20 protein-coding genes are annotated in these 20891 nt (G+C 36.5%); 12 read left to right on the top strand and 8 right to left on the bottom strand.

The genetic code is table 11. The features are described from left to right. Positions 1-81: 81 nt before the first annotated feature. Positions 82-438, bottom strand: a complete 357-nt coding sequence (locus KYG33_RS05695; protein WP_077416692.1) for a winged helix-turn-helix transcriptional regulator — start codon at positions 436-438, stop codon at positions 82-84. Between the two features lie 117 nt (positions 439-555). Between KYG33_RS05695 and KYG33_RS05700 the strand changes: the two genes are divergently transcribed. Both KYG33_RS05700 and KYG33_RS05705 read left to right on the top strand, forming a co-directional pair. Beyond that, positions 556-1158, top strand: coding sequence for an FMN-dependent NADH-azoreductase (locus tag KYG33_RS05700; protein WP_180563935.1), 603 nt, complete (start codon positions 556-558; stop codon positions 1156-1158). A 263-nt stretch (positions 1159-1421) separates the two neighbouring features. Then, positions 1422-1838 (top strand): RidA family protein, encoded by a 417-nt coding sequence (locus KYG33_RS05705; RefSeq protein WP_180563936.1) that lies wholly within the window; start codon positions 1422-1424, stop codon positions 1836-1838. Here the strand turns inward: KYG33_RS05705 and KYG33_RS05710 are convergent. Next, on the bottom strand, positions 1835-3139 hold the full coding sequence (locus KYG33_RS05710; protein WP_219072826.1) for a M20 family metallopeptidase: 1305 nt from the start codon (positions 3137-3139) through the stop codon (positions 1835-1837). The genes KYG33_RS05705 and KYG33_RS05710 overlap by 4 nt on opposite strands. A gap of 516 nt (positions 3140-3655) precedes the next feature. Between KYG33_RS05710 and KYG33_RS05715 the strand changes: the two genes are divergently transcribed. The 4 genes from KYG33_RS05715 to KYG33_RS05730 are packed head-to-tail and all read left to right on the top strand — an operon-like array spanning position 3656 to position 9178. Further along, the gene (locus tag KYG33_RS05715) at positions 3656-4102 is read left to right on the top strand and encodes a hypothetical protein (protein ID WP_180563938.1); all 447 of its coding nucleotides are present in this window, start codon (positions 3656-3658) and stop codon (positions 4100-4102) included. Further along, the gene (locus tag KYG33_RS05720) at positions 4099-6177 is read left to right on the top strand and encodes a GMC oxidoreductase (protein WP_219072827.1); all 2079 of its coding nucleotides are present in this window, start codon (positions 4099-4101) and stop codon (positions 6175-6177) included. The genes KYG33_RS05715 and KYG33_RS05720 overlap by 4 nt, the downstream gene beginning before the upstream one ends. A 4-nt stretch (positions 6178-6181) precedes the next feature. Next, positions 6182-7633 carry a ferritin-like domain-containing protein gene (locus tag KYG33_RS05725; protein ID WP_219072828.1) on the top strand — a complete coding sequence of 484 codons (1452 nt, stop codon included), beginning with the start codon at positions 6182-6184 and terminating at the stop codon, positions 7631-7633. Positions 7634-7651: 18 nt separating this feature from the next. Beyond that, a complete protein-coding gene (locus tag KYG33_RS05730) occupies positions 7652-9178 on the top strand; it encodes a peroxidase, FMP-type (RefSeq protein ID WP_219072829.1) in 1527 nt (508 codons plus the stop codon). 67 nt (positions 9179-9245) lie between these two features. Here KYG33_RS05730 and KYG33_RS05735 read toward each other — a convergent pair whose 3' ends face one another. The 5 genes from KYG33_RS05735 to gndA all read right to left on the bottom strand — a co-directional run bounded on the left by KYG33_RS05735 (position 9246) and on the right by gndA (position 15561). Then, entirely contained in the window at positions 9246-9884 is a 639-nt protein-coding gene (locus KYG33_RS05735; protein ID WP_077416677.1) for a TetR/AcrR family transcriptional regulator, read from the bottom strand. A gap of 722 nt (positions 9885-10606) precedes the next feature. Beyond that, a complete protein-coding gene (locus tag KYG33_RS05740) occupies positions 10607-11245 on the bottom strand; it encodes a TetR/AcrR family transcriptional regulator (protein WP_077418037.1) in 639 nt (212 codons plus the stop codon). Between the two features lie 664 nt (positions 11246-11909). Continuing rightward, positions 11910-12620 carry a 6-phosphogluconolactonase gene (gene pgl, locus KYG33_RS05745; protein WP_180563941.1) on the bottom strand — a complete coding sequence of 237 codons (711 nt, stop codon included), beginning with the start codon at positions 12618-12620 and terminating at the stop codon, positions 11910-11912. A gap of 27 nt (positions 12621-12647) precedes the next feature. Then, positions 12648-14129 carry a glucose-6-phosphate dehydrogenase gene (zwf, locus tag KYG33_RS05750; RefSeq protein ID WP_180563942.1) on the bottom strand — a complete coding sequence of 494 codons (1482 nt, stop codon included), beginning with the start codon at positions 14127-14129 and terminating at the stop codon, positions 12648-12650. A 13-nt stretch (positions 14130-14142) separates the two neighbouring features. Then, complete coding sequence (gene gndA, locus KYG33_RS05755; RefSeq protein WP_219072830.1) at positions 14143-15561, bottom strand: NADP-dependent phosphogluconate dehydrogenase; 1419 nt, start codon at positions 15559-15561, stop codon at positions 14143-14145. Positions 15562-15810: 249 nt separating this feature from the next. Between gndA and KYG33_RS05760 the strand changes: the two genes are divergently transcribed. Continuing rightward, on the top strand, positions 15811-16170 hold the full coding sequence (locus KYG33_RS05760; protein ID WP_077416671.1) for a prevent-host-death protein: 360 nt from the start codon (positions 15811-15813) through the stop codon (positions 16168-16170). A 162-nt stretch (positions 16171-16332) separates the two neighbouring features. Here the strand turns inward: KYG33_RS05760 and KYG33_RS05765 are convergent, their stop codons facing one another. Further along, on the bottom strand, positions 16333-16707 hold the full coding sequence (locus KYG33_RS05765; protein ID WP_219072831.1) for a response regulator transcription factor: 375 nt from the start codon (positions 16705-16707) through the stop codon (positions 16333-16335). A 40-nt stretch (positions 16708-16747) separates the two neighbouring features. Here KYG33_RS05765 and KYG33_RS22460 point away from each other — a divergent pair, with 40 nt between their 5' ends. Genes KYG33_RS22460 through KYG33_RS05785 form a run of 5 tightly spaced genes read left to right on the top strand, consistent with a single transcriptional unit; the run spans position 16748 to position 20880 of the window. Beyond that, positions 16748-16882: a hypothetical protein gene (locus tag KYG33_RS22460; RefSeq protein WP_257468943.1), complete on the top strand. Its 135-nt coding sequence runs from the start codon at positions 16748-16750 to the stop codon at positions 16880-16882. Positions 16883-16926: 44 nt separating this feature from the next. After that, positions 16927-17124 (top strand): hypothetical protein, encoded by a 198-nt coding sequence (locus KYG33_RS05770; RefSeq protein WP_077416668.1) that lies wholly within the window; start codon positions 16927-16929, stop codon positions 17122-17124. Further along, positions 17121-17378, top strand: a complete 258-nt coding sequence (locus KYG33_RS05775; RefSeq protein ID WP_077416666.1) for a fibronectin type III domain-containing protein — start codon at positions 17121-17123, stop codon at positions 17376-17378. Before KYG33_RS05770 ends, KYG33_RS05775 begins: the two co-directional genes overlap by 4 nt. Positions 17379-17388: 10 nt before the next feature. Further along, a complete protein-coding gene (locus KYG33_RS05780) occupies positions 17389-18006 on the top strand; it encodes a GEVED domain-containing protein (RefSeq protein WP_219072832.1) in 618 nt (205 codons plus the stop codon). Between the two features lie 51 nt (positions 18007-18057). After that, positions 18058-20880 (top strand): T9SS type B sorting domain-containing protein, encoded by a 2823-nt coding sequence (locus KYG33_RS05785; RefSeq protein WP_219072833.1) that lies wholly within the window; start codon positions 18058-18060, stop codon positions 20878-20880. Positions 20881-20891 lie beyond the last annotated feature (11 nt).

The raw sequence follows: 20891 nt of genomic DNA on the forward strand, positions 1-20891 counted from the left end.
ATACTTAAAGTATAAGCAATGTTGCAACTGATCAAATACCAAAGAAAAAATGATTTTTGACATCAACACTACTCTTTTTTATTATGCTGTAATTTTCTTTTTATGTTTTGTACCCCAGTCTGCCAGAGCAGCAATCACATCTTTCAGGGACTCACTGTATTCTGTAGGAACATATTCTACCAACACCGGTTTCTGATCGGTAAGAACAGTTCTTTCAACTAAATGATTCACTTCCAGCTTTTTCAATTCGCTGGACAAGACTCTTGCCGAGATTCCATTGATGGTTCGCTGTAATTCATTGAAGCGGGTATGTCCGCCTAAAATAGCAATCATTACTCTAATGGTCCACCTGCCCCCCAAAACATATAAAGCATCCTCAGTAGCAGCCAGATGCGTACTGCATTGCGGCCTTGAATACACTATTTTTTCTTCTTCCATTGTCTCTGTTTTATCTGGTTACTAACCTAAATGTTATTACTAACCTTTTGGTAACTACTATATTTTTATTAGTAAATATAGATAATTTTGAAACATCAATTTTAAAAAAAAATAAAAATGAAACGAGTACTTCATATTATCTCTAGCCCAAGAAGCGAGTCTTCCATCAGTAAAAAACTGGGAAATGCTGTTGTAGAAAAAATCACGGCAAAATATCCTGACAGTGTTTTTAAAAAACGTGATCTGGCCAACCCGCTTTTTCCTCATTTAGAAGAAAGCCATATCAATGCATTTTTCACTCCGGCCGAAAACCGTACTTCTGAGCAGTTGGAAACGGTAAAGCTTTCTGATACAGTAATTGATGAACTTCATGAAGCAGACATCATCATCATTGAAGCTCCACTATACAATTTCAGTATCACATCCACTCTTAAATCATGGCTTGATCACATTGCGAGAGCAGGAAAGACGTTCAGCTACAGTGAAAATGGTCCCGAAGGTCTGGTAAAGAATAAGAAAGTATACCTTGCTTTTTCAAGTGGCGGAGTATATTCTGAAGGAGAAAGACAGGCCTACGATTTTGTAGTTCCTTACTTAAAGCAAACTCTTGGATTTATGGGAATGACTGATATTTCTGTTGTTCGTGCAGAAGGTCTTTCTGTTCCGGTTATTCAGGATACGGCGCTGCAAAAAGGGATTGAAAGTATTGTTGTAGAGTAAAAAATTAAAAATGCTGTCTCAAACTGTCATTCTGAATGATATAAAATATAATGAAGAATCTAATCTGAGCGAGTGTCAAAAAGATTCTTCTTTCGTCAGAATGACAAAAACTAAATTATTTGGTTTTTGAGACAGCATTTTTTTACTAAGCCTTCATTATCATTGAAAAAGTAATCTATACAATTAAAAGAATATTTTCCTCAACATATGTAAAGACTTTCCTTGTTTTTATCTCTCATTTTTACTGGATTAAAATAAAAATTATGGAAAATAATAAACAACCTCAGCTGATCAATCCTGCAGAACTGTTTAATCCTGGGCCTTATGGTTTTTCACACAGTATTTCTGTGAAATCTCCTTTCCAGATGTGTTTTATATCCGGACAGAGCGGCGGTACAGGAGAAAATCATCTGTTGGCTGATGATTTTAAAATACAGGTTCAGAATGCTTTGAAAAATTTAAAAATCGTTTTACAGAGCCATTCTATGACGTTTGATAATGTTGTAAAAATCACTCTTCTTATCGTTGATCACAACCAGGAAAAACTTAAGATATGGGCGGAAGAAGCTAAGAAAGTATGGAAAGAATCATTCTTGCCTACAAGCACACTTATTCCTGTGAACCAACTGGCTTTACCTGGGATGTTGTTCGAGATAGACGCCATTGCGGTGAAAAATTAATTCCTGTTAAGACGTTCAATAAGTAACGATGAAAAGCTTCTTACTCCGGTTCTGATACTTTCTTCATCTACCTGAAAGTTAGGAGAATGATTCATGGCAATCACTCCTTTTTCAAAATTGGAACCTCCTAGAAAAAAGTAAACGCCTGCTATTTTCTGTTGAAAATAAGAGAAATCATCATTAAAAAATGGAACCTGTCCATAATCTATAGCAACTGTATTTTTTCCATAGAGATTCTGAAGAATTTCCGTGGCTGATTTTGTAAGCTTTTCATCATTGATAACCGTTGGATTTCCCTGTACAAATGAAACAGAAAGAAGCTTGTCTTTATATCCGTTATCTTCTATAATTTTCTGAACTCCAGGAATTATTTTATCTAAATTAGAAGAATTCGTCTCATACAGATAGGTTTCAAAAAAGGACTCATTATTCTTAGAATAGGCCGTAAATTTTCCATCCATGAACAGATAGTCTTTAAAAATAGTATCAGGATTTGCCAAGCCAATTTTAGAATCAATAATAGATTGTAGTTCCCAGGGCTTAGCTTCAGGCTGAATACGGTAGAGAAAATTACTGATCTTTTTCGTTAACCCTTTTGTTTCATCTTCGGATAATCCATTTTTTAACTGAATCCTTATTTTCTTCTGATAGGCAAACATTTCATTTGGTTTCACCATTATCTGTCCTACAGGTATGGCCGTTACATGCAATCCATATATTTCGTCAGGATTTATTATAGAAAGCAAGCCTTTATCCAACATTTCTTTAGCTCCCTTGAAAGTTTCTTCTTCAGGTTGAAATATAAAATAGACGGTTCCTTTTAAGGATTTTTTATTTTTTGAAAGAACTTCAGCAATTCCTAATCCAACCGCCATATGTATATCATGACCGCAGCCATGCTGAATACCTTTTATTTTCGATTTGAAAACTTCAGGATCAGGATAATCATTGGGTAATGCATCCATATCTGATCTCCAGACTATTTTTTTGCCTTTTTGATCTCCTTTCAGAATCCCTACAACGCTGTAACCATATCCACCGGTCTTAACTTCCAACCCCAGATCAAGTAAATATTGTTTAATTCTTTCCTGAGTTTGCTTTTCATAACCTGCCAATTCTGGATTTTCATGAAATTCTCTTCTGATATTAACCAATTTATCAAATATCCTGTCTGTTTCAATCTGAACAGATTGATGGATATTGTTGGTAGATTGAGCAACTGCCTCCTCCTTTTTGTTTGATCCTTGTGCAGACAATGTCAGAGAAATGAAACACAGTACACTAAAAGTAAGTTTTTTCATGGTTATAATTTATACGTTTATCAGGGTTTATTTCAACAGATAAGTACAGAATAACTTTTATTATTACACTTTACAGCAATATATTCCCTGATGTCTAAAGGTAAGATTATTTCATTTTTAATTAAAAAAAATAATTACATCTCACACAATTTCAATATTTTATTTTCACAAATGAGACTTCTAATACTCTTTTTAAGGGTAATAAATCCTACCCTATTATTTAAAATAATTCTAAACTAGGTGAAAACACAGCGCTTTAAAAACACCATGAATAAAGGATTTGTTACAAAAAATTAAAATTACACCATTGTAAATTACGTAGAAATACTGAATCTAATCTGAGAGGATCTGATTAATTTCGGATAAACAAAAACTGACAACTATGGATAGCTTGAAAAGTATGCATTCATTTCTGGAAGAGAAATGGTATCTGAAAATCCGGCAGCTATAGATCAATCGGTATGATAACTTCCTGTTGAAAGGAGTTGAAGATATCTAACCCAAATTTTTAACGAAATGAATATTATTAACAAAATCCTCAACGTCGACGATTATTATTTCGACGTGTTTATGTCTATCTCGGAAGCGCTTGCCGGGTTTACTGTAAACGAGTTACAGTCTACAGGTTTGGCAGAAACCTATTACACCTACATTCTCAAAAGCTTAGATGCCGCTACTTTCGTAGAATTCCTTACTGTATCTAAAAACATTCTTGAAAAACATTCCGGTAAAGATGAATTGAATAAGGCTATTCAATCCGAAATTATCTCCAATCCCGGAATGAATGATATTTCCGGAAAAGTGATCACCATGTGGTATCTGGGAACCTGGGAAGGCGCTTATATCAATGATCTTTCTTACAAAGAAGGTCTTGTCTGGAACCTGATGCATTCTCATCCGCCCGGAGCAAAACAGCCTGGCTACAAATCGTGGAATATAAAACCTGTAAACAGCAACTCATGAATCCAACAAATAACAAAAAAGATGTGATCATCGTAGGAACGGGGATCGCAGGATCATTAATCGCAAAACTGCTGACTGATCATGTATTTGACGTAACAAAAGGTAAAATGATCCACCGTGCAGATGCAGGAAAATCGGATAATATCAGGGAAATATCAATCCTTATGTATGAAGCGGGTCTGGAAGCTGGTATTGAACTGGATTCCGTATCCTCAATGACCACTTACAATGAGTATATCCGTACTTTTTACAGAGAAGAAGCCAAAGTTCCCAACTCTCCTTATCCGAATTTGAAGCAGGCACCTTCTCCAAATGTTCTGGATATGGAGCACATTGTTCAGCCCTTTCCAGATAAAAAAGGATATCTGGTACAATTCGGACCAATGCCGTTCGCAAGTGATGCCATCAGAGTGGGAGGCGGAACGACCCTTCACTGGCTGGGAACGACTCCAAGAATGCTTCCGAATGATTTCAAACTTACCGAGAAATATGGTATTACCATTCCCCAGCCGAATTCCGATAAGCCAAGTCCGGTTAATTGGCCGATAGATTATGAAGAATTAAGGCCTTATTATGAAATGGCAGAATTTGAAATCGGGGTTTCCGGAGATGTTTCAAAACAGGAATATCCAATTTTGGAGAATAGGGAACAATATTATGGAGATTATGTATTCCCGATGGAAGAAATTCCGCAAAGTTATATGGATCATAAGATCATTGATGGGCTTAAAGGTACGAGTGTAAAGCTAAGCTCCGGAGAGATTCCTTTGATGATGATACCATCTCCTCAGGGAAGAAATTCTATTCCGAATCCAAAATACGGGAAAACAAAGATCATCAAAGCCGAACCAAAAGAATCGGGTTACAAACTGGTTTTGGACAGCTCTGAAAAAGAAGAATATAAGGCTCTCGGTTCTGTCTGGAATCCTTATATGGGCGAGCGCTGTGAAGGAAATGCGTCTTGCGTTCCCATCTGTCCGGTTCAGGCTAAATACAATGCTTTAAAGACCTTGAAAAAGGCATTGTATAAGCTTAATGATAATGAAAACCTTAAGCGTAATCCATACATGCAGATTCAGGCTCAGAGTGTTGTGTACAGATTAAGTGTTGACCAGAATGATAAAGAGAAAATTTCCAAAGTTCATCTGAGAAGGTATACTTCAAAGGAAAAAACAGATTTTGTTGAAGAATCTATTGACACCTCAGACGCTATTGTGATTCTGGCTGCCAATGCTTTTGAGAATCCAAAAATCCTGCTGAATTCCAAATATACCGTTAATAATGTTGTAAAAACGGCTGCCAACAGCAGTGACCAGGTGGGAAGAAACCTGATGGATCATATGGTAATGCTTACCTGGGGACTTTTCCCCGAACCGGTTTATCCATACAGAGGTCCTGGTTCCACCACCAATATCTCGTCTTTCCGTGACGGAAACTTCAGAGGTGAATTTTCTGCATGGATCTCTCCTCTTGACAACTGGGGCTGGGGCTGGCCGGCATTTTCTCCGGGATCAGATGTTGCCTATTTTATCACCAAGGAGAAGCTTTTCGGAGCAAAATTAAGAGAAGCACTTACGAACAGACTTTCAAAACAGGTTTTATTCCACTTCGAGATTGAACAGCTGCCGAATCCAAATAACAGAGTAACCATTGATGATCAGTATCTGGATGTACTTGGAATTCCGCGTCCTGTAATTCATTATGAATTAACAGAATATGAAATGAAAGCTATGGAACAGGCAAAAAACGCTTCTGATCAGATGTTCAAAAGATTACATATTAAAGATTTCACATCATACACCGCCGAAGACAAAAACTCTGTCATCTACAATGGAGTAAGATATTCCTATAACGGAGCAGGTCATATAGTAGGAACTCACAGAATGGGTTCTACAGCAGAGGATTCTGTCACCAACAGCTACTGTAAGGCTTGGGACCACCCGAATTTATACATTGTAGGAGCAGGAAACATGACCACTTTGGGAACTTCAAATCCTACTTTAACATTATCAGCATTCACAATCCGTTCAGTAGAATCTATCCTTGCTGATCTTGAAACTCAACTTAAAAAATAACAACATGAGACAAAGACTTATCAATAAAACAGCACAGCCACAGGAAACATTAACAGCAGGAAGAATGGCCGCAAGAAACGCGGTCGCTACAGAAGCCGTTTCATTGCCTTCTCTATTATTTGATTCAACACTTAGCAAAGAAGACTGGACTGAAGGATTAAAACACCACAGCAAAATATTAACTCATCTTTTACTGAATGATCAGATTGATGATTTTAATGCTTATTTAGGTTCTCAGTTCGGTTCAGAAGTGTCTGAATTAAAAAAAGGAGTAAACGAAATTGATTATAAACCCATTTTACAGGACCTTTTACAGACAGCCATTCTCATTGAGCATTCTACCATTCCGCCTTATCTTACAGCTTTGTATTCTATCAAGGATGGAACTAATGCTTTAGCTTCACAAATCATCCGAAGTGTTGCCGTAGAAGAAATGCTTCACCTGATCATGGTTTGCAATGTCCTGAATGCAATTGACATTCAACCCTCTGTAAACAAACAGGAGAACTACCCTACTTATCCGATGAAATTACCCATGAATGTTGATTTCTATATAGGTCTGGAAACATTCTCAAGTAACAGTATTGCCACTTTTATTGCCATTGAAAGCCCAACCAAACCTTTGGTAAAAGCTCCGAAATATGACCATGTAACAGATTCTTCAGCATTATATTCTCAAAGAGCAGCCGTACAGAATACCAACTTGTGGACCCTTGAAAACATGAAAGGTTTCATCATGGAAAATGTTCATACTATTGGTGAATATTATGATGTTTTATTCTTCTATATTGTTATTTTCCAAATCATTGCCTACTACAAAGCACATGGAACGCTGCCGAAGAATTTCGAAGAATTAAATACGGGAGGAATTTTTACAGGAAAGCCATCCAAACAAATCCGTCCTGAGCAATACTATGGAAGTGGCGGAAAATTACATTTCGTAGAAGCTCTAGATGGAGTAATTGCTGTTTTTCAGGAAATTAAGGGACAGGGAGAAGGCGCTGACGATTCTATTTTCGATGTTGATCCGTCACAATTTGAAGAAGGGATGGAGCTGGCTCATTATTTCAGATTTAAAGAAGTATTCCATGAGCATTTCTATCTCGGTGGAAACTATGAGCCTTTTATGGATGAAAACGGAATGATGCCTGTTACTACACCACCAACCGGAAAAGCCCTACCTGTAGAATGGGATGAAGCCTATCCTATGAAGCCTAATCCAAAAGTGGAAGATTATATTAAGAACAAAGAATTACATGCACAGGGCGTTGAGTTTAATAAAACTTACAGACGTTTATTAGATGCTATACAAAGTGCTGTGGAAGGAAACCAAAGAGAATTGGAAAAATCCATTATGTACATGTATGCCTTGAAAGAACAGGCTGTCAATCTGATGAAACAACCATTGGATTCACAAAATAATGCAGGTCCGACTTTCGAATACACCGATTTATAACCATAAAAACGATATATCATGCTTAAAAGAAAAAAAGAAAGTCCCAAAGCGGGAGAAGAACTGTTGCTCCGTAAAATGCCAGGCCAAAATGAAGTTAATCTGGCTGAGCTAATGGATGGATATTCAAAACTTCTTATTGATGATCCGGTGAGACCATTCAGAGAAGATAACCTTCAAGCCATCGAAAATAGTGTAGATTATGGAATCCTTGCAGCTTTGGATGGTACGTGGGTAAGCTATAATGTTAATTACAATAAAGATATTACAAAACCCTCATTAGCAAGCGGGGTGCATACTACCATTATGCCTTCTCCAGGAACCAATTCAGGAACAATTCCCGGAAAATTCGCTTTTGATAGTGAAGAATATATTGAGAAACTAACATTTTCAATCGTTCCCGGTGGAGTTCGTAACCGTGGTGGTGCGAGTGAACTTTTCTGTGGAGCTGTTAAATATGAGCAAAGCATAAAGAGCGTTAACACTGTACAGGGACAAGATGCTTTGAAATACACCCCTATCCACGAAGAAAACGGAATGTATCTATGGCTGAGTGATGTTTATAATCATGCAGCAACCAAAGAGTCTATTGAAAGAGATCGTGGTATTCATGCTGTTTCAACAGAAGATGCGAAATATGGATATACCGGCGAATACAGAGATGAGCCTTTGCTAAGGATAACACCAGACGGAGAAGCCAACCCCAAATATATTCTTCAAAGCCAGCTGCAGCCGGGACAGCCTTATTACGAGATTATTCCGGCACAGGAACTCAAGCCGGGAGCAGGACTTGATGGTCCTTATTTCATCCCGGACTACTCTATTTCCCGAAGTGGCGTTATTCCTCATGGAAGTACCATTACATTATTGGGAGATATTATTCCTCAAAATAAAGATAATACAACCTTCTATTTAGTGGAAGGCTCTCCTCAATTTCCTTATGGTAAAGAAGCCTGGGAAACGAATCACCTTTCCATTTCACGTACGATGGGGAATGCAGGAGTAACACCTGAAGACATCATTGATCTTGACAAACCTGCACCGGATTGGGTTCATGAAACCCTTAATGATGATAATGATCCGGGGTCAAATAAAATCTACACCCAGAGAATACTCGCAGATGATTTATATCCTTATTCTGTACGACCTGATCTAAGGCTCAGGGATACATTAAGAGGTCAGAAGGTCAGCAATTATGTACATGTGAGAATGTCTTCCAAAATGAAAACCGGCGCACAGGGAGGTATTTTAAATGTTCCTTTTGTAAACCGTTTTGTTCCTACTGTTGAAGTGGATATGGATATGTGGATTGAAACCATTATTGAAGATGGGAAAGAGGTTCTTCAGCTGCAATATGAGCAAATTGTATTCTTCGAATTTGATTTCGGGAATGATGGAGGTACCACAAGCTGGCCTCATATCCAGGTCAATACGCTTCGTAAGTTAGCAGACATCCCTGAAGATCAGAGAAAAGTGATTGAAGAACAGTTCTTCAATACTGGTGAAAATTCCAGTGCAACTTCAGGATGTCCATATCATAAAGGATAGAATATCATCAATATTATACAAAAAAGAGGCTGATTATTGCCTCTTTTTTTATGTTTTCTAAGATATATTAAAGATTCTCGTAGGTTTGGTCCACCATGAAGGATACTGCTTTTTTGATCTTTTCACGTCCTTCAGGTGTATTGGTGTCTATCCCGCAGAAAATACTGCCATTCAGAGAGGCAAACATATTGAGGTAATAAAGCCCTGAAACCATAATCGCCATGATAGAGCGATAGGTATCCATTTTATCTTTGAAACGGGATTCCATCAATAATTTGAAGATATATTCTCCGTTTTCCTCCTGGGTATCAATTAGTTTTTTTAATGATTTTCTGGGTTCGGAAATAGTCCACAACAATAGTTTTTGAGCCTCCTTGTTGGTGTATACGTGATCAAATTGTGAAAGCAGCATGTGCTCGATAAATTCTCTTCCTCCATCTTCCAGGTTCGGTTTCATCTTTTCTACTTCCTCACTCGTTACTTTCACCCAAAAGTCCTGTGTACGGACATATTCGTCCATCAGACCATCCATACCGCCAAAATAGGTATAGATCATTTTCTTATCTACCCCGGCAGTTGCAGCGATATCGTTGATCTTCAATCCTGCATGTCCTTTCGTTTTCAGAATTTTTCCAACTGCATCTAAAAATTTTTTCTTACTGCGTTCTTTGTTTCTAATACTCCCTGATGCTGACTTTCTTTCCATGACTAAACATTCAATATACAAGTTTAAGAAAATTTTTTATTATTTTAGACACCTTCGAGTGTCTAATTTCAACTATTTATATATATTTGCAAAAACTAAAACCATCCATTATATAAAAACACTATCGAGATTGAAAAATAAAACTATTCAGATTGTATCGTTAGTTCCCTCAGTTTAAAATGTTTCGAACATAAACGACTGGGGTAAAACACAACCCAACAGCATCATTTTATTTAATGGTGCTGTTTTATTCTCAGAAAGCTGATATGATATTAAATAAAATACTTTTCAATAGAAATTTTAACTTATTCTCTTCAATTACTGAAATGTAAATCTTATTTTAAAAAGATTTTCTGTCTTTTCTTATATGATCAAATTGGAATATCAGCATCATTCAAAAGAATAACTTCTTATTATTATAAAATTAATATACTGCAATTCAGCACATTAAATAAAATAAAGAAAATTTTCACTATTTTAAACACTTTATAGTGTCTTATTTTATATATTTGTACAAACTAAAACCATCTATATATTTTAAAACACTTTTAGGTTGAAAAATAAGACAATTCAGACTGTTTTATTTAGGTTCCCTTACTTTAAGACAATTTCGAACACGAAACACTAAGGTAGAAACACAACAACACAATTGACCATTAGAAATTTCTAATGGTTTTGTTTTTTACCGAAATTTAATTCCTGAGGTTATAACACACCGAATATTACAGATTCTCATAAGTCTGATTCAATAAAAAGGAGATTGCTTTTTTGATTTTTTCCCGTCCGCTGGAAGTATCCACGTCTATTCCACAGAAGATACTGCCGTTTATGGCAGAGTACATATTCAGATAATAAAGTCCGGAAACCAGGATAGCCATTATCGAACGTAATTCTTCACTATTTTCTTTAAAATAAGGATCCATCAGCAGTTTAAAAATATATTCACCATTTTCTTCCTGGGTGTCGGTCAGTTTTCTTAGTGATTTTCTGGATTCCGAGATGCGCCATAGAAGTAATTTCTGCGCTTCTTTGCTTTTGTAAACATAATCAAATTGTGACAGAAGCATTTCTTCCATGAAAGATTTTCCCCCGTCATCCAATTTTGGTTTTATCTTTTCTATTTCATCAATGGTTACTTTACTCCAGTAGTCCTGAGACCGGATATATTCATCTATAAGCCCATCTACCCCGCCAAAATAAGTATAGATCATCTTTTTGTCTACTCCGGCGGTAGCAGCAATATCAGTCACTTTCAAAGCAGTATGTCCTTTTGTTCTCAGTATCTTTCCTACTGCGTCCAAAAACTTTTTTTTACTGCGTTCCTTGTTCCGGATACTACCTGCTGCTGACTTTCTTTCCATGGTAAACTTTTCAATCATACAAGTTTATGAATTTTTTTTTACTTTAGACACTTTTTAGTGTCTAAATGTGTATATTTGCATAAACTAATAACCATTTTATATAAACGAACGATCAAAGTTGTGAGGTTGAGTGAGATCAGATTGTACCGTTAGTTCTCTCAGTTTAAATGTTTTTAACATTTCATGGCTGAGGTAAAACATTACTCGCAGCACCATTTTTATGGTGCTGTTTTTATTTAACAGACGTATTTTCTTTCATTTAAAAGTTATAAATACTCATTCTGTTGATTTTTTTAATTTTATTTTCACCTTAAAACACCCTATATCACAGGCTTTTATCAATTTAATTAAAATAATTTTATTTTTTTGAAATTTTAGACACTTAGAAGTGTCTTATTTTGTATATTTGCTTCAAACTAATAACCATTTTACATAGAAGCACTATTGAGTTGAGAAAAATTAAAAAGTTTCGAAAACAAGCAACTAAGGTAAAAACACTAAATGCAACAGTATCATTAGCTCTTTAATGATACTGTTTTTAAAATTTAGATTTTGATTTTGAAATACAGAAAATTGTATATACCGGTTTCGGTATAGAGTAGTTGATATGAAGAGAGACTGTCCCAGGACAGTCTCTTATTTTTAAAGGTCAAAGTTTAGTTTATTATCCTTTTGCTTTTTCGTCTGTAAAAAAATGATATCCTTCCTTTTTTTCAATAAGCTGTAATGGATATAACGATGGATTATACTCACCGTTCAGCACTTCATTCAATGCATGCTTTTTCGATTCACCAAATGCAATAACCAGGATATTTTCAGCATTATTGATCACAGGTGCAGTCAAAGTAATTCTGAACATTTCCTGAGGCTTCAGATAATAAGCAGAAGCCCACTTTTCTTTTTCATTTAAAACCTCCTCGCCAGGAAATAAAGAGGCAGTATGACCGTCATCTCCCATTCCTAAAAGGATAAAATCAAAAATACCCTCGTTCCCAAGCACACTTCTAATCTGTTCTTCATAAGTCTTTGCATAGTCTTCAGGAGTTACTCCTTCAGCATACATAGGAAAAATATGGTTTTTATCAACGGGAACCTGGCTGAGAAGAGCCTCATCCGTCATTCTGAAATTGCTTTTATCATCTTGTAAAGGAACCCAACGTTCATCAACCCAGAAAAAGTATACCTTATTCCATTCAATCTGTTCTTTATATTCCGGAGTTGCCAATAGTTTGAAAATGGCTTTTGGGGAAGAACCGCCACTGAGTGCCACCACAAAACGCCCGCTTTTTTGAATAGATTTTTTTGAAAGGTCAACAAATGCATCTGCTGCCTCTGTGTACAGTTTTTCCAGATCGTCAAATACTGTAATATTCATTTTTTGTCTGTTTAAATTTATATTGTTTTATACCCAGCTATGTCCCTGTCTCTCCACCAAAGCATTGCAATCTTCCGGTCCCCAGCTTCCTGCTTTATAATTCGGGAAGGATAAATCTTTATTATTTTCCCATGCTTCCTGTATTGTTGTCACAACATCCCAAGCCTCTTCTACCTGATCCGAACGCATAAATAAGGTAAGATCTCCTAAAAGAGCGTCCTGCAGCAAAGTTTCATAAGCTTCCGGAGTATCATCCTGACAGGCAAAATTATCAAAAATCATTTCTGCTGGTTTCAAATCCAAAGTCAGTCCCGGTTTTTTCGTCATAAACTGTAATCTGATATCCATCATCGGCTGAATATTAATAATCAATCTGTTAGCTGATAAAAGATGTGGGCTGTCTGAAAATGTGGAATGAGGAAGCGGCTTAAACTGAATGGTAATATAAGAATGCTTTTCTTTCATTTTCTTTCCTGTACGAACATAAAAAGGAACATCCTTCCATCTTTCGTTATCCAGATAAAATTTTATTGCAGCAAAAGTTTCTGTATTGGAGTCTGAAGCAATTCCGTTTTCCTGACGATAACCTTTCACTTCTACCCCGTTTATGGTACCTTTTCCATATTGACCTCGTACAGCATAATGATCTACCTGATCAGGAGAAATTCTGCGGATACATTTTAAAACATCTACTTTACGGTCTCTGATCTCGCCAGACTGCAATGAAGCCGGCGGTTCCATAGCCACCATACACAAGATTTGCAACAGGTGATTCTGAATCATATCCCTTAATGCTCCCGTCTGTTCATAGAAAGCACCTCTTGTCTCCACTCCTACTTCTTCCGCTACGGTAATTTGCACGGATTCTATATATTTATGCTTCCATAAAGGTTCAAAAATAGAATTCCCAAATCTGAATGCCAATATATTCTGTACTGTTTCTTTCCCTAAGTAATGATCAATACGATAAATCTGTTCTTCTTCAAATGTTTTTGCCAGAAGACTGTTCAGCTCAATCGCCGACTGTTTATTATGTCCAAAAGGTTTTTCAATAATAATTCGGTCTTTCTTCGGATCGGAAGCTAATGATGTTGTTTTGATATGATTGGAAATAGTGGTAATGAAATTAGGCCCTATTGACAGGTAAAACAACCTGTTGGCTCTCATCCCGTAAACAGCATCAAAATCCAATAATTTCTGCTGTAGATTCTGGTAAGAAGTTTCCTCATCCAGCTGATGTTGAAAATAAGTAATATGAGCCTGAAAGCCTGCCCAATCTTCAGAAGTTACTTTTTTTCTGGAGAAGCTTTCAAGGTTTTCCTTGATATAATTTCTGAAATTCTCATCAGTATTTTCGGCTCTTCCCAATGCTACAATATTGAAGCCTTTGGGCATTCTGCCGTCAATATATAAGTTATAAAATGCCGGAAAAAGTTTTCTTTTTGCCAGATCTCCCGTTGCACCAAAAATAACGATAGATGTTGGCTGCAAGATTTTATTTTGATTCATTTTTTTTCCGAATTTAATTGTTTGCACTTTGCCAAGAAGTATGGAAAACACCATCTCTGTCAATACGCTGATAAGTATGAGCTCCGAAATAATCACGTTGAGCCTGGATCAGATTTACGGGCAGAGATTCTGTAGTATAGGCATCAAAATATCCCAAAGCTGTCTGAATTCCCAAACTTGAAATACCGTTTGCAGCAGCATATCCGGCAGTTTTTCTTAGAGCTTTGATTTTCAATTTTACCAATTCAGAAATATCATGATCAAGCAGAATATTAGAAAGATCAGGGTTTTGAGTATAGGCAGAATAGAATTTTTCCAGCAATACGGAACGAATGATACATCCTCCTCTCCAGATTTTCACAACATCTTTCAATGGAATTTCAAAACCGTATTCCGCAGATGCTTTTACCAGCAAAGACAAGCCTTGTGCATAACTGATTAATGTTGAAAGAAAAAGAGCATCCCCTACTTCCCTGATAAACAATTCTGTATTTTCCGGCTTTGTGATTTCTTTTTCAGCATATATTTTGGAAGCCTGAACTCTCTCATCTTTATAGGCAGATAAAATTCTTGAAGTTACCGCAATATCAATGGTAGGAATAGAAACACCAATTTCCATGGCCTGCTCAGAAGTCCATTTTCCGGTTCCTTTTGCTCCTGCTTTATCTAAAATCTGATCAACAAGATAATTTTCTGTGAATGAATCTTTCTGAATAAAAATATCTCTGGTAATCTCAATAAGGAATGAATTCATTTCTCCGTTATTCCAATCTCTGAAAACCTCGTAAAGCTGTTCGTTATTCAGCCCGGCACCTCTTTTAAGCAGATCATAAGCTTCACTGATAAGCTGCATTATGGCATATTCAATACCGTTGTGCACCATTTTCACGTAGTTCCCGGCAGATCCTTTCCCCATATATGCTGTACATGCTTCGTTGTCTACTTTTGCAGCAATAGCTTCAAGCATTGGTTTAAGAAGTTTGAACGCCTCCAGATCACCTCCAGGCATTATACTAGGACCTCTTCTGGCTCCTTTTTCTCCACCTGACACTCCCATTCCCATAAAATGCAGTTTTTTAGATGCCAGATCAGCAACACGTCTGTTGGTATCTTCAAAATAAGAATTCCCTGCATCAATTACGATATCACCTTCATTCAAAAGCGGGGTAATGTTTTCCAGGACTGCGTCTACAGGTTTTCCTGCAGGAACCATAAGAATAATTTTCCTTGGGACTTCTAATGCAGATACAAAATCTTCTAAAGAGCCTGTACCTTTTACTTTCATTTCTGAAGCAGCACCATTCTCTAATTCTTTTACTTTCTCCTGATCAAGGTCAAATCCTGCGATTGAAAACCCGTTGTCAGCGATATTATAAAGAAGATTCCGCCCCATTACTCCAAGGCCAACTATTCCATAACTATATCTTTCCATTATATTGGTATTAATATGAATTTAATTACAGAGAATAAAATTACGTAAATGCCTATAAGGAAAAAAATAAAGGAAGAAAAAAATTCGCCAGACTTTCGTTTTGCCCTCATTTATAAGCTACTAATATTCACATTTTCACAGGTTTTTCTTTTTATAGAAAAAAATTCAATCATTATTATGGTAATGATCTATTAAAACAGTCTGTTTTTTGGCATAATTAAACTTATATTTGCCAAAATTTATAAAGTAATGAACTATAAACTTGAACTCAACACTCAGGAACCTAATTCTAAAATTGTTTTTAATACCATCAAATTTGATTCGTTCAAGATTAATATAGTTGAAAGATATATCGGGTCAATGAAGGCTCGTCCTGCATTATGTGAAGTTTTATTTAAAGTAAGAACTTTAGATGATGTACTCATCAACAGAAGAGATGGTAATATAAGAGTAAAGATTAAAGGTGATGATTTTGAAACATATCAAAAATTATCCAGAGACCTGAATTCTTATGAGTATAAAAACAAGTTGATCAACAGAAAAGAGGTAGAAGAGAATTATGTTCATTTCATCCTGAGTTTAGTGATCACAAATTATCAGCTTAATTAAGCTGTTCCGGGAATTGTCCCCCTACAAAAATATAGAGGGACAATTCTCAAAACATATGTATAAGAAACAGACAGTTCTTAGTATTTAAAAACTGTAAACTACCCGAAAAGATATTTGTTTTTCAGCATTTTCAATCTGAAAAACATTTAGAAAAAATAAAGTTTAAATCAAATTATTTGTTATTACGTAGGATATTGCTTCGATAATATTTTTTACACCAATTCTTTCAAACAATTTGCTTCTGTGAAACTTTATGGTACTGGGTGACACAAATAATTGCTCTGCAATTTCTTTTATTTTTAATCCCTGAAAATAGAGTCTTATAATTTCAATTTCCTTTATTTTTAGGGTAACTTTACATTCTTCCGTCCATTTTCCCGTAAAGAAATTATATTTCCAATAACTTTCTGAGGTATTGGATATAATCCGGATATTTCCTGCAGTCCGATTAAGGGAATAGGACACGACACAGACTATTTTAGAGATTTCTCCATCACCATAAAGCTCTATAGATGTAATCCCGTGATTAACAATCACATATACGCTATTGGTATATTTAAGATGGAAATCATAGGTAATGGTGTGTACTTTTTTCTCTTCCGGTGAAAGACATTATGTTATCCGATGGAGACAGGGAACTACAGGAACATGGCTTCCCAATGCAGCAGGTCAGACTCTTACGGCAGGACAAAGTTTTTACACGATTACCTGACTTACTGAACAGACTGCATCAGGTACAAATCGCAACAATATGTAATGGAAACCAGGGAGCTTTCTCACCAAAATACAAGTTTTACCACTCCGCCGTTAACTTATTGTAACATGACCGGAACAGGAACAAACGATTATATCTCTAATGTGAAAGTTACTCCTGTCAACTTTCCGGTAGTGGATAATACTTCGGTTCAAACAAACTATATCAGCTACATTACACCGGTGACACTTATCTATTGAAATACAGAAAAGTAGAAATTCCAAGCTGGACTGATGTTACAGTATCCACCAATACTTACACAATCACGGGTTTACTGGAGCTTACAAAATATGAAATGCAGGTTTCCAATATCTGTAACGGAATACCGGGAAATTTCACAAAACTGTATTATTTCACCACTCCTACAGTAATCTACTGTCCGATATCAGCAGCTAATTCTACAGCGGAATTCATTTCAAAAGTTACGGTAAAGCCTAATGTAATAAGGAAATGATCATGAATCTATGGCATCTACCAATTCCGATTTCACAGGAAATCCTTTAAAGTTTATTGACTTGATTCAAGGTTCCACAGAAAACCATATTATACTTGATAAGACTTTAAGTTCTGGTATCAATGCAGGTGTTGCGATCTGGATTTATTTCAACAGGAACGGAGAATTTGATATCAATGAAAGAATTCTCGCAGACGGACCTAATGGAAATCCAACAGCAAGTACTACCTTTTCTGTTCCTCATGATGCTTTCATAAGCCTGACTGATCATAAGTATGTAGTCATGAGAGTCGCATTACAGAAAGACGGAATTCCTGTAAACTGTATGAATTTCAAGGATGGTGAAGTGGAAGACTACACTGTCAGAATCTCAAAACTGGCGGTTTCTAATTCTCTTAACCAGGCAGATATTCACATTTATCCTAATCCGGTAAGTTCGGTATTGTATGTAAAAAACATAAGTACAAAAGCTAAATATAAAATCTACAGTGCTGTTGGAAGACTCATATCTACCGGAATAATTCTGAACAATACTATTGATCTCAGCAATCTTATCAACGGAATATATATGATAGGAATAGAAGATGGAAATACAAACGTTCATAAAAAATTAATAAAAGAATCATAATTGATTTTTAAAAAAGAATTCGTAATTTTTAAGATCAAAATTCAGCAATGCATGAAAAGCTTTATATTTAGTTTATTGTTCCTGATATTAGGCATTCCTATTTGTGCTCAGAGAGATACAGATCACTGGTTTGCACCTTATTACGCCTCTGTAAATTATACGCAGGCATTATATCTTTCTACCGATTCTGCAACTCCTTTTGTTGTTACGATTAACAGCAACAACGTTCCGATTGGTAATGTAACTATTAGTAAAGGCGCTCCTCAGACGTTTGTGGTACCCATTGGTAATATAGCCGCCAATGTTACGACAGATGCTTTCACAACCATCAATAAAGGTTTATATGTACAAGGGGCCAAGCCATTCTACTGTTCATTAAGGATGGTAAGCAGTACTACACACGCTGAAATCATAACAAGTAAAGGAAAAGCCGGGATTGGCAAAGAATTTTATGTAGCCGGAACTCCTACTACCGCATCACTTACGTTGTATAACTTCACGGCAGGTATATTGGCAACAGAAAACAATACGGTTGTAACCGCTACATGGAACGGAAATGTAACATTTTTTGGAGGAACACCAACAAATCATTCGCAGACAATTACTCTTAATAAAGGACAATCTTTTATTTTTGCCGGAGGTCCGGGAGCAAATGGTCAAAACCTATCTGCTTTTATTGGAGCTAAAATTGTTTCTGATAAACCCATTACCCTTACCAATGGAAATGTAAATGGAAATTTTGGAAGCAACACCAGTACGGGCTCGGATGCAATTCTTGATCAGTCTGTACCTACGGATAGACTTGGAAGTACTTTTGCCATGGTAAGAACCAGATCTACCAATGCTGACCTGGAAGGAGGTATTGTTGTAGGAACAGAAAACAATACCCAAATATTCATCAATGGTTCCAGCACTCCTATTGCGACCATCAACAGTGGGGAATTTTACAGAATTTCAGGAAGCAACTATGTTCAGCAGGGAAATTCCGGGCATTTTAATATGTTTATTACGACTTCAAAAAATGTCTATTTATATCAGATGGTTTCTGTAAACAACAGCAGTGCAACCTGTGGTTTCAATTACATACCACCATTAAACTGTTTTCTACCCCGAAAAATTGAAGAAATCGGGAAGATCAATGAAATGCCAACAGGACCGGGAGTAACAAGTACTGTCCCAACCGGAGCTATTGTAAAACTGAATATTTTAACAGAAGTTGGAGCCAATGTAATGGTAAATGGAAATACTCCTACAGCTGCAGAAGGACCTTTTGCATTGACGGGGAATAGCGGCTGGGTGACCTATGCTATCCCATCTATCACCGGAAATGTAACAGTTGTTTCTGATAAGGCCGTAACCGCAGGTATTAACGGTGGATACAGTACATCCGGATATGGTGGATACTTCGCAGGTTTCTCTTCTATTCCATTGATTTCCAAAAAGACAGGAGAATGCATCCCGGGTATTGTACTGGAAGTAAGTGACAGCTATGACACCTACCAATGGTTCCTGAACGGAAACCCTATTACCGGAGCCAATGCCAATACTTATACTCCACTGATTGCAGGAAATTATACGGTAAAAATTGCAGTAGGCAATTGTAATCCGGCAACTACTCCGGTTTATAAGGTCTATACCTGTCTTGAAGAATCTACCAAAGCGGTAACGGTTTGTGAAGGACACCAGACTATAGTACCGGAGTTTACCAATTCTACCCAAACTTATGTCCCAAGTACAGTAACTATTATTACACCTCCGACAAATGGTACAGTTACTATTGATGCATCAGGAGTACTTAATTATGTTCCCAATTTCGGTTATCTGGGTACGGATACTATTGTTTATAAGTTTTGTGGAAACAATCCGGATTTTACAGATTGTGAGCAGGTAACTTTAACTTTAACGGTTTCTGAAACTCCAATCGTTAAAGATGCTGCCTTACGATCATGCTTTGAGCCTTCCAATCATGCACTTGGGGTATTTGATTTAACTTCAGCAGGGGTTAATATACAACCAGGAACTATTAAACATTATTATCCGTCTCCAACAGATGCACACAATGGGACAAACCAAATTCTGAATCCAGCCAATTACATTGCTCCTACTGGTGTAGTTTATGTTAAAGTAAGTAATGCCAACGGATGTTATAGAATTGCAGAAGTCACCCTTACAGTTATCGCTCCTATGTACTCAGATGTATTAAAGGATAAAATTATCTGTATGGAAAATACAACCACATTAGATGCAGGGCCAGGTTTTACTTCTTATGAATGGAGTACGGGAGCGACAACACCGTCCATCAAAAATGTAGGAGTTGGAACCTATTGGGTAGATCTGAAAAACAGAGAATGTACCACCAGACAAACGGTGAAGGTGTATGCTTCTGAAAACCCTGTCATTTCGGAGATTACGATTAACAATAATTCGGTTACATTAACTGTGATTGCAGGAACAGCGCCTTATCAATATTCCATGGATAATATCAACTGGCAGAATGAAAATATATTTACCAATATACCCCGCGGAAGCAAAACTTTCTACGTAAAGGATTCATACAATTGTATTCCTCTGCAGGTAGAAATCACAGTTCCTAATCTGATCAACATCATCACTCCGAATGGTGACGGAATAAATGATATCCTTGATTATTCTGCTTTAGCAAATAAACCTAATTTTATATTCAGTATCTATGACAGATACGGAAGTAAGATTCATGAAGGAAGTAAACTGAACGGATTCAAATGGGACGGAGCCGTTGACGGCAAAAAAGTATCTACCGGAACCTATTGGTTTGATATGGGCTGGAATGAGACCAACAAAAAACAGACTCCAATAAAATACACCGGATGGATTACAGTAAAAAACAGAAATTAATCCCAACCTTC

The sequence above is a fragment of the Chryseobacterium sp. D764 genome (assembly GCF_019317325.1).
GTDB lineage: Bacteria > Bacteroidota > Bacteroidia > Flavobacteriales > Weeksellaceae > Chryseobacterium.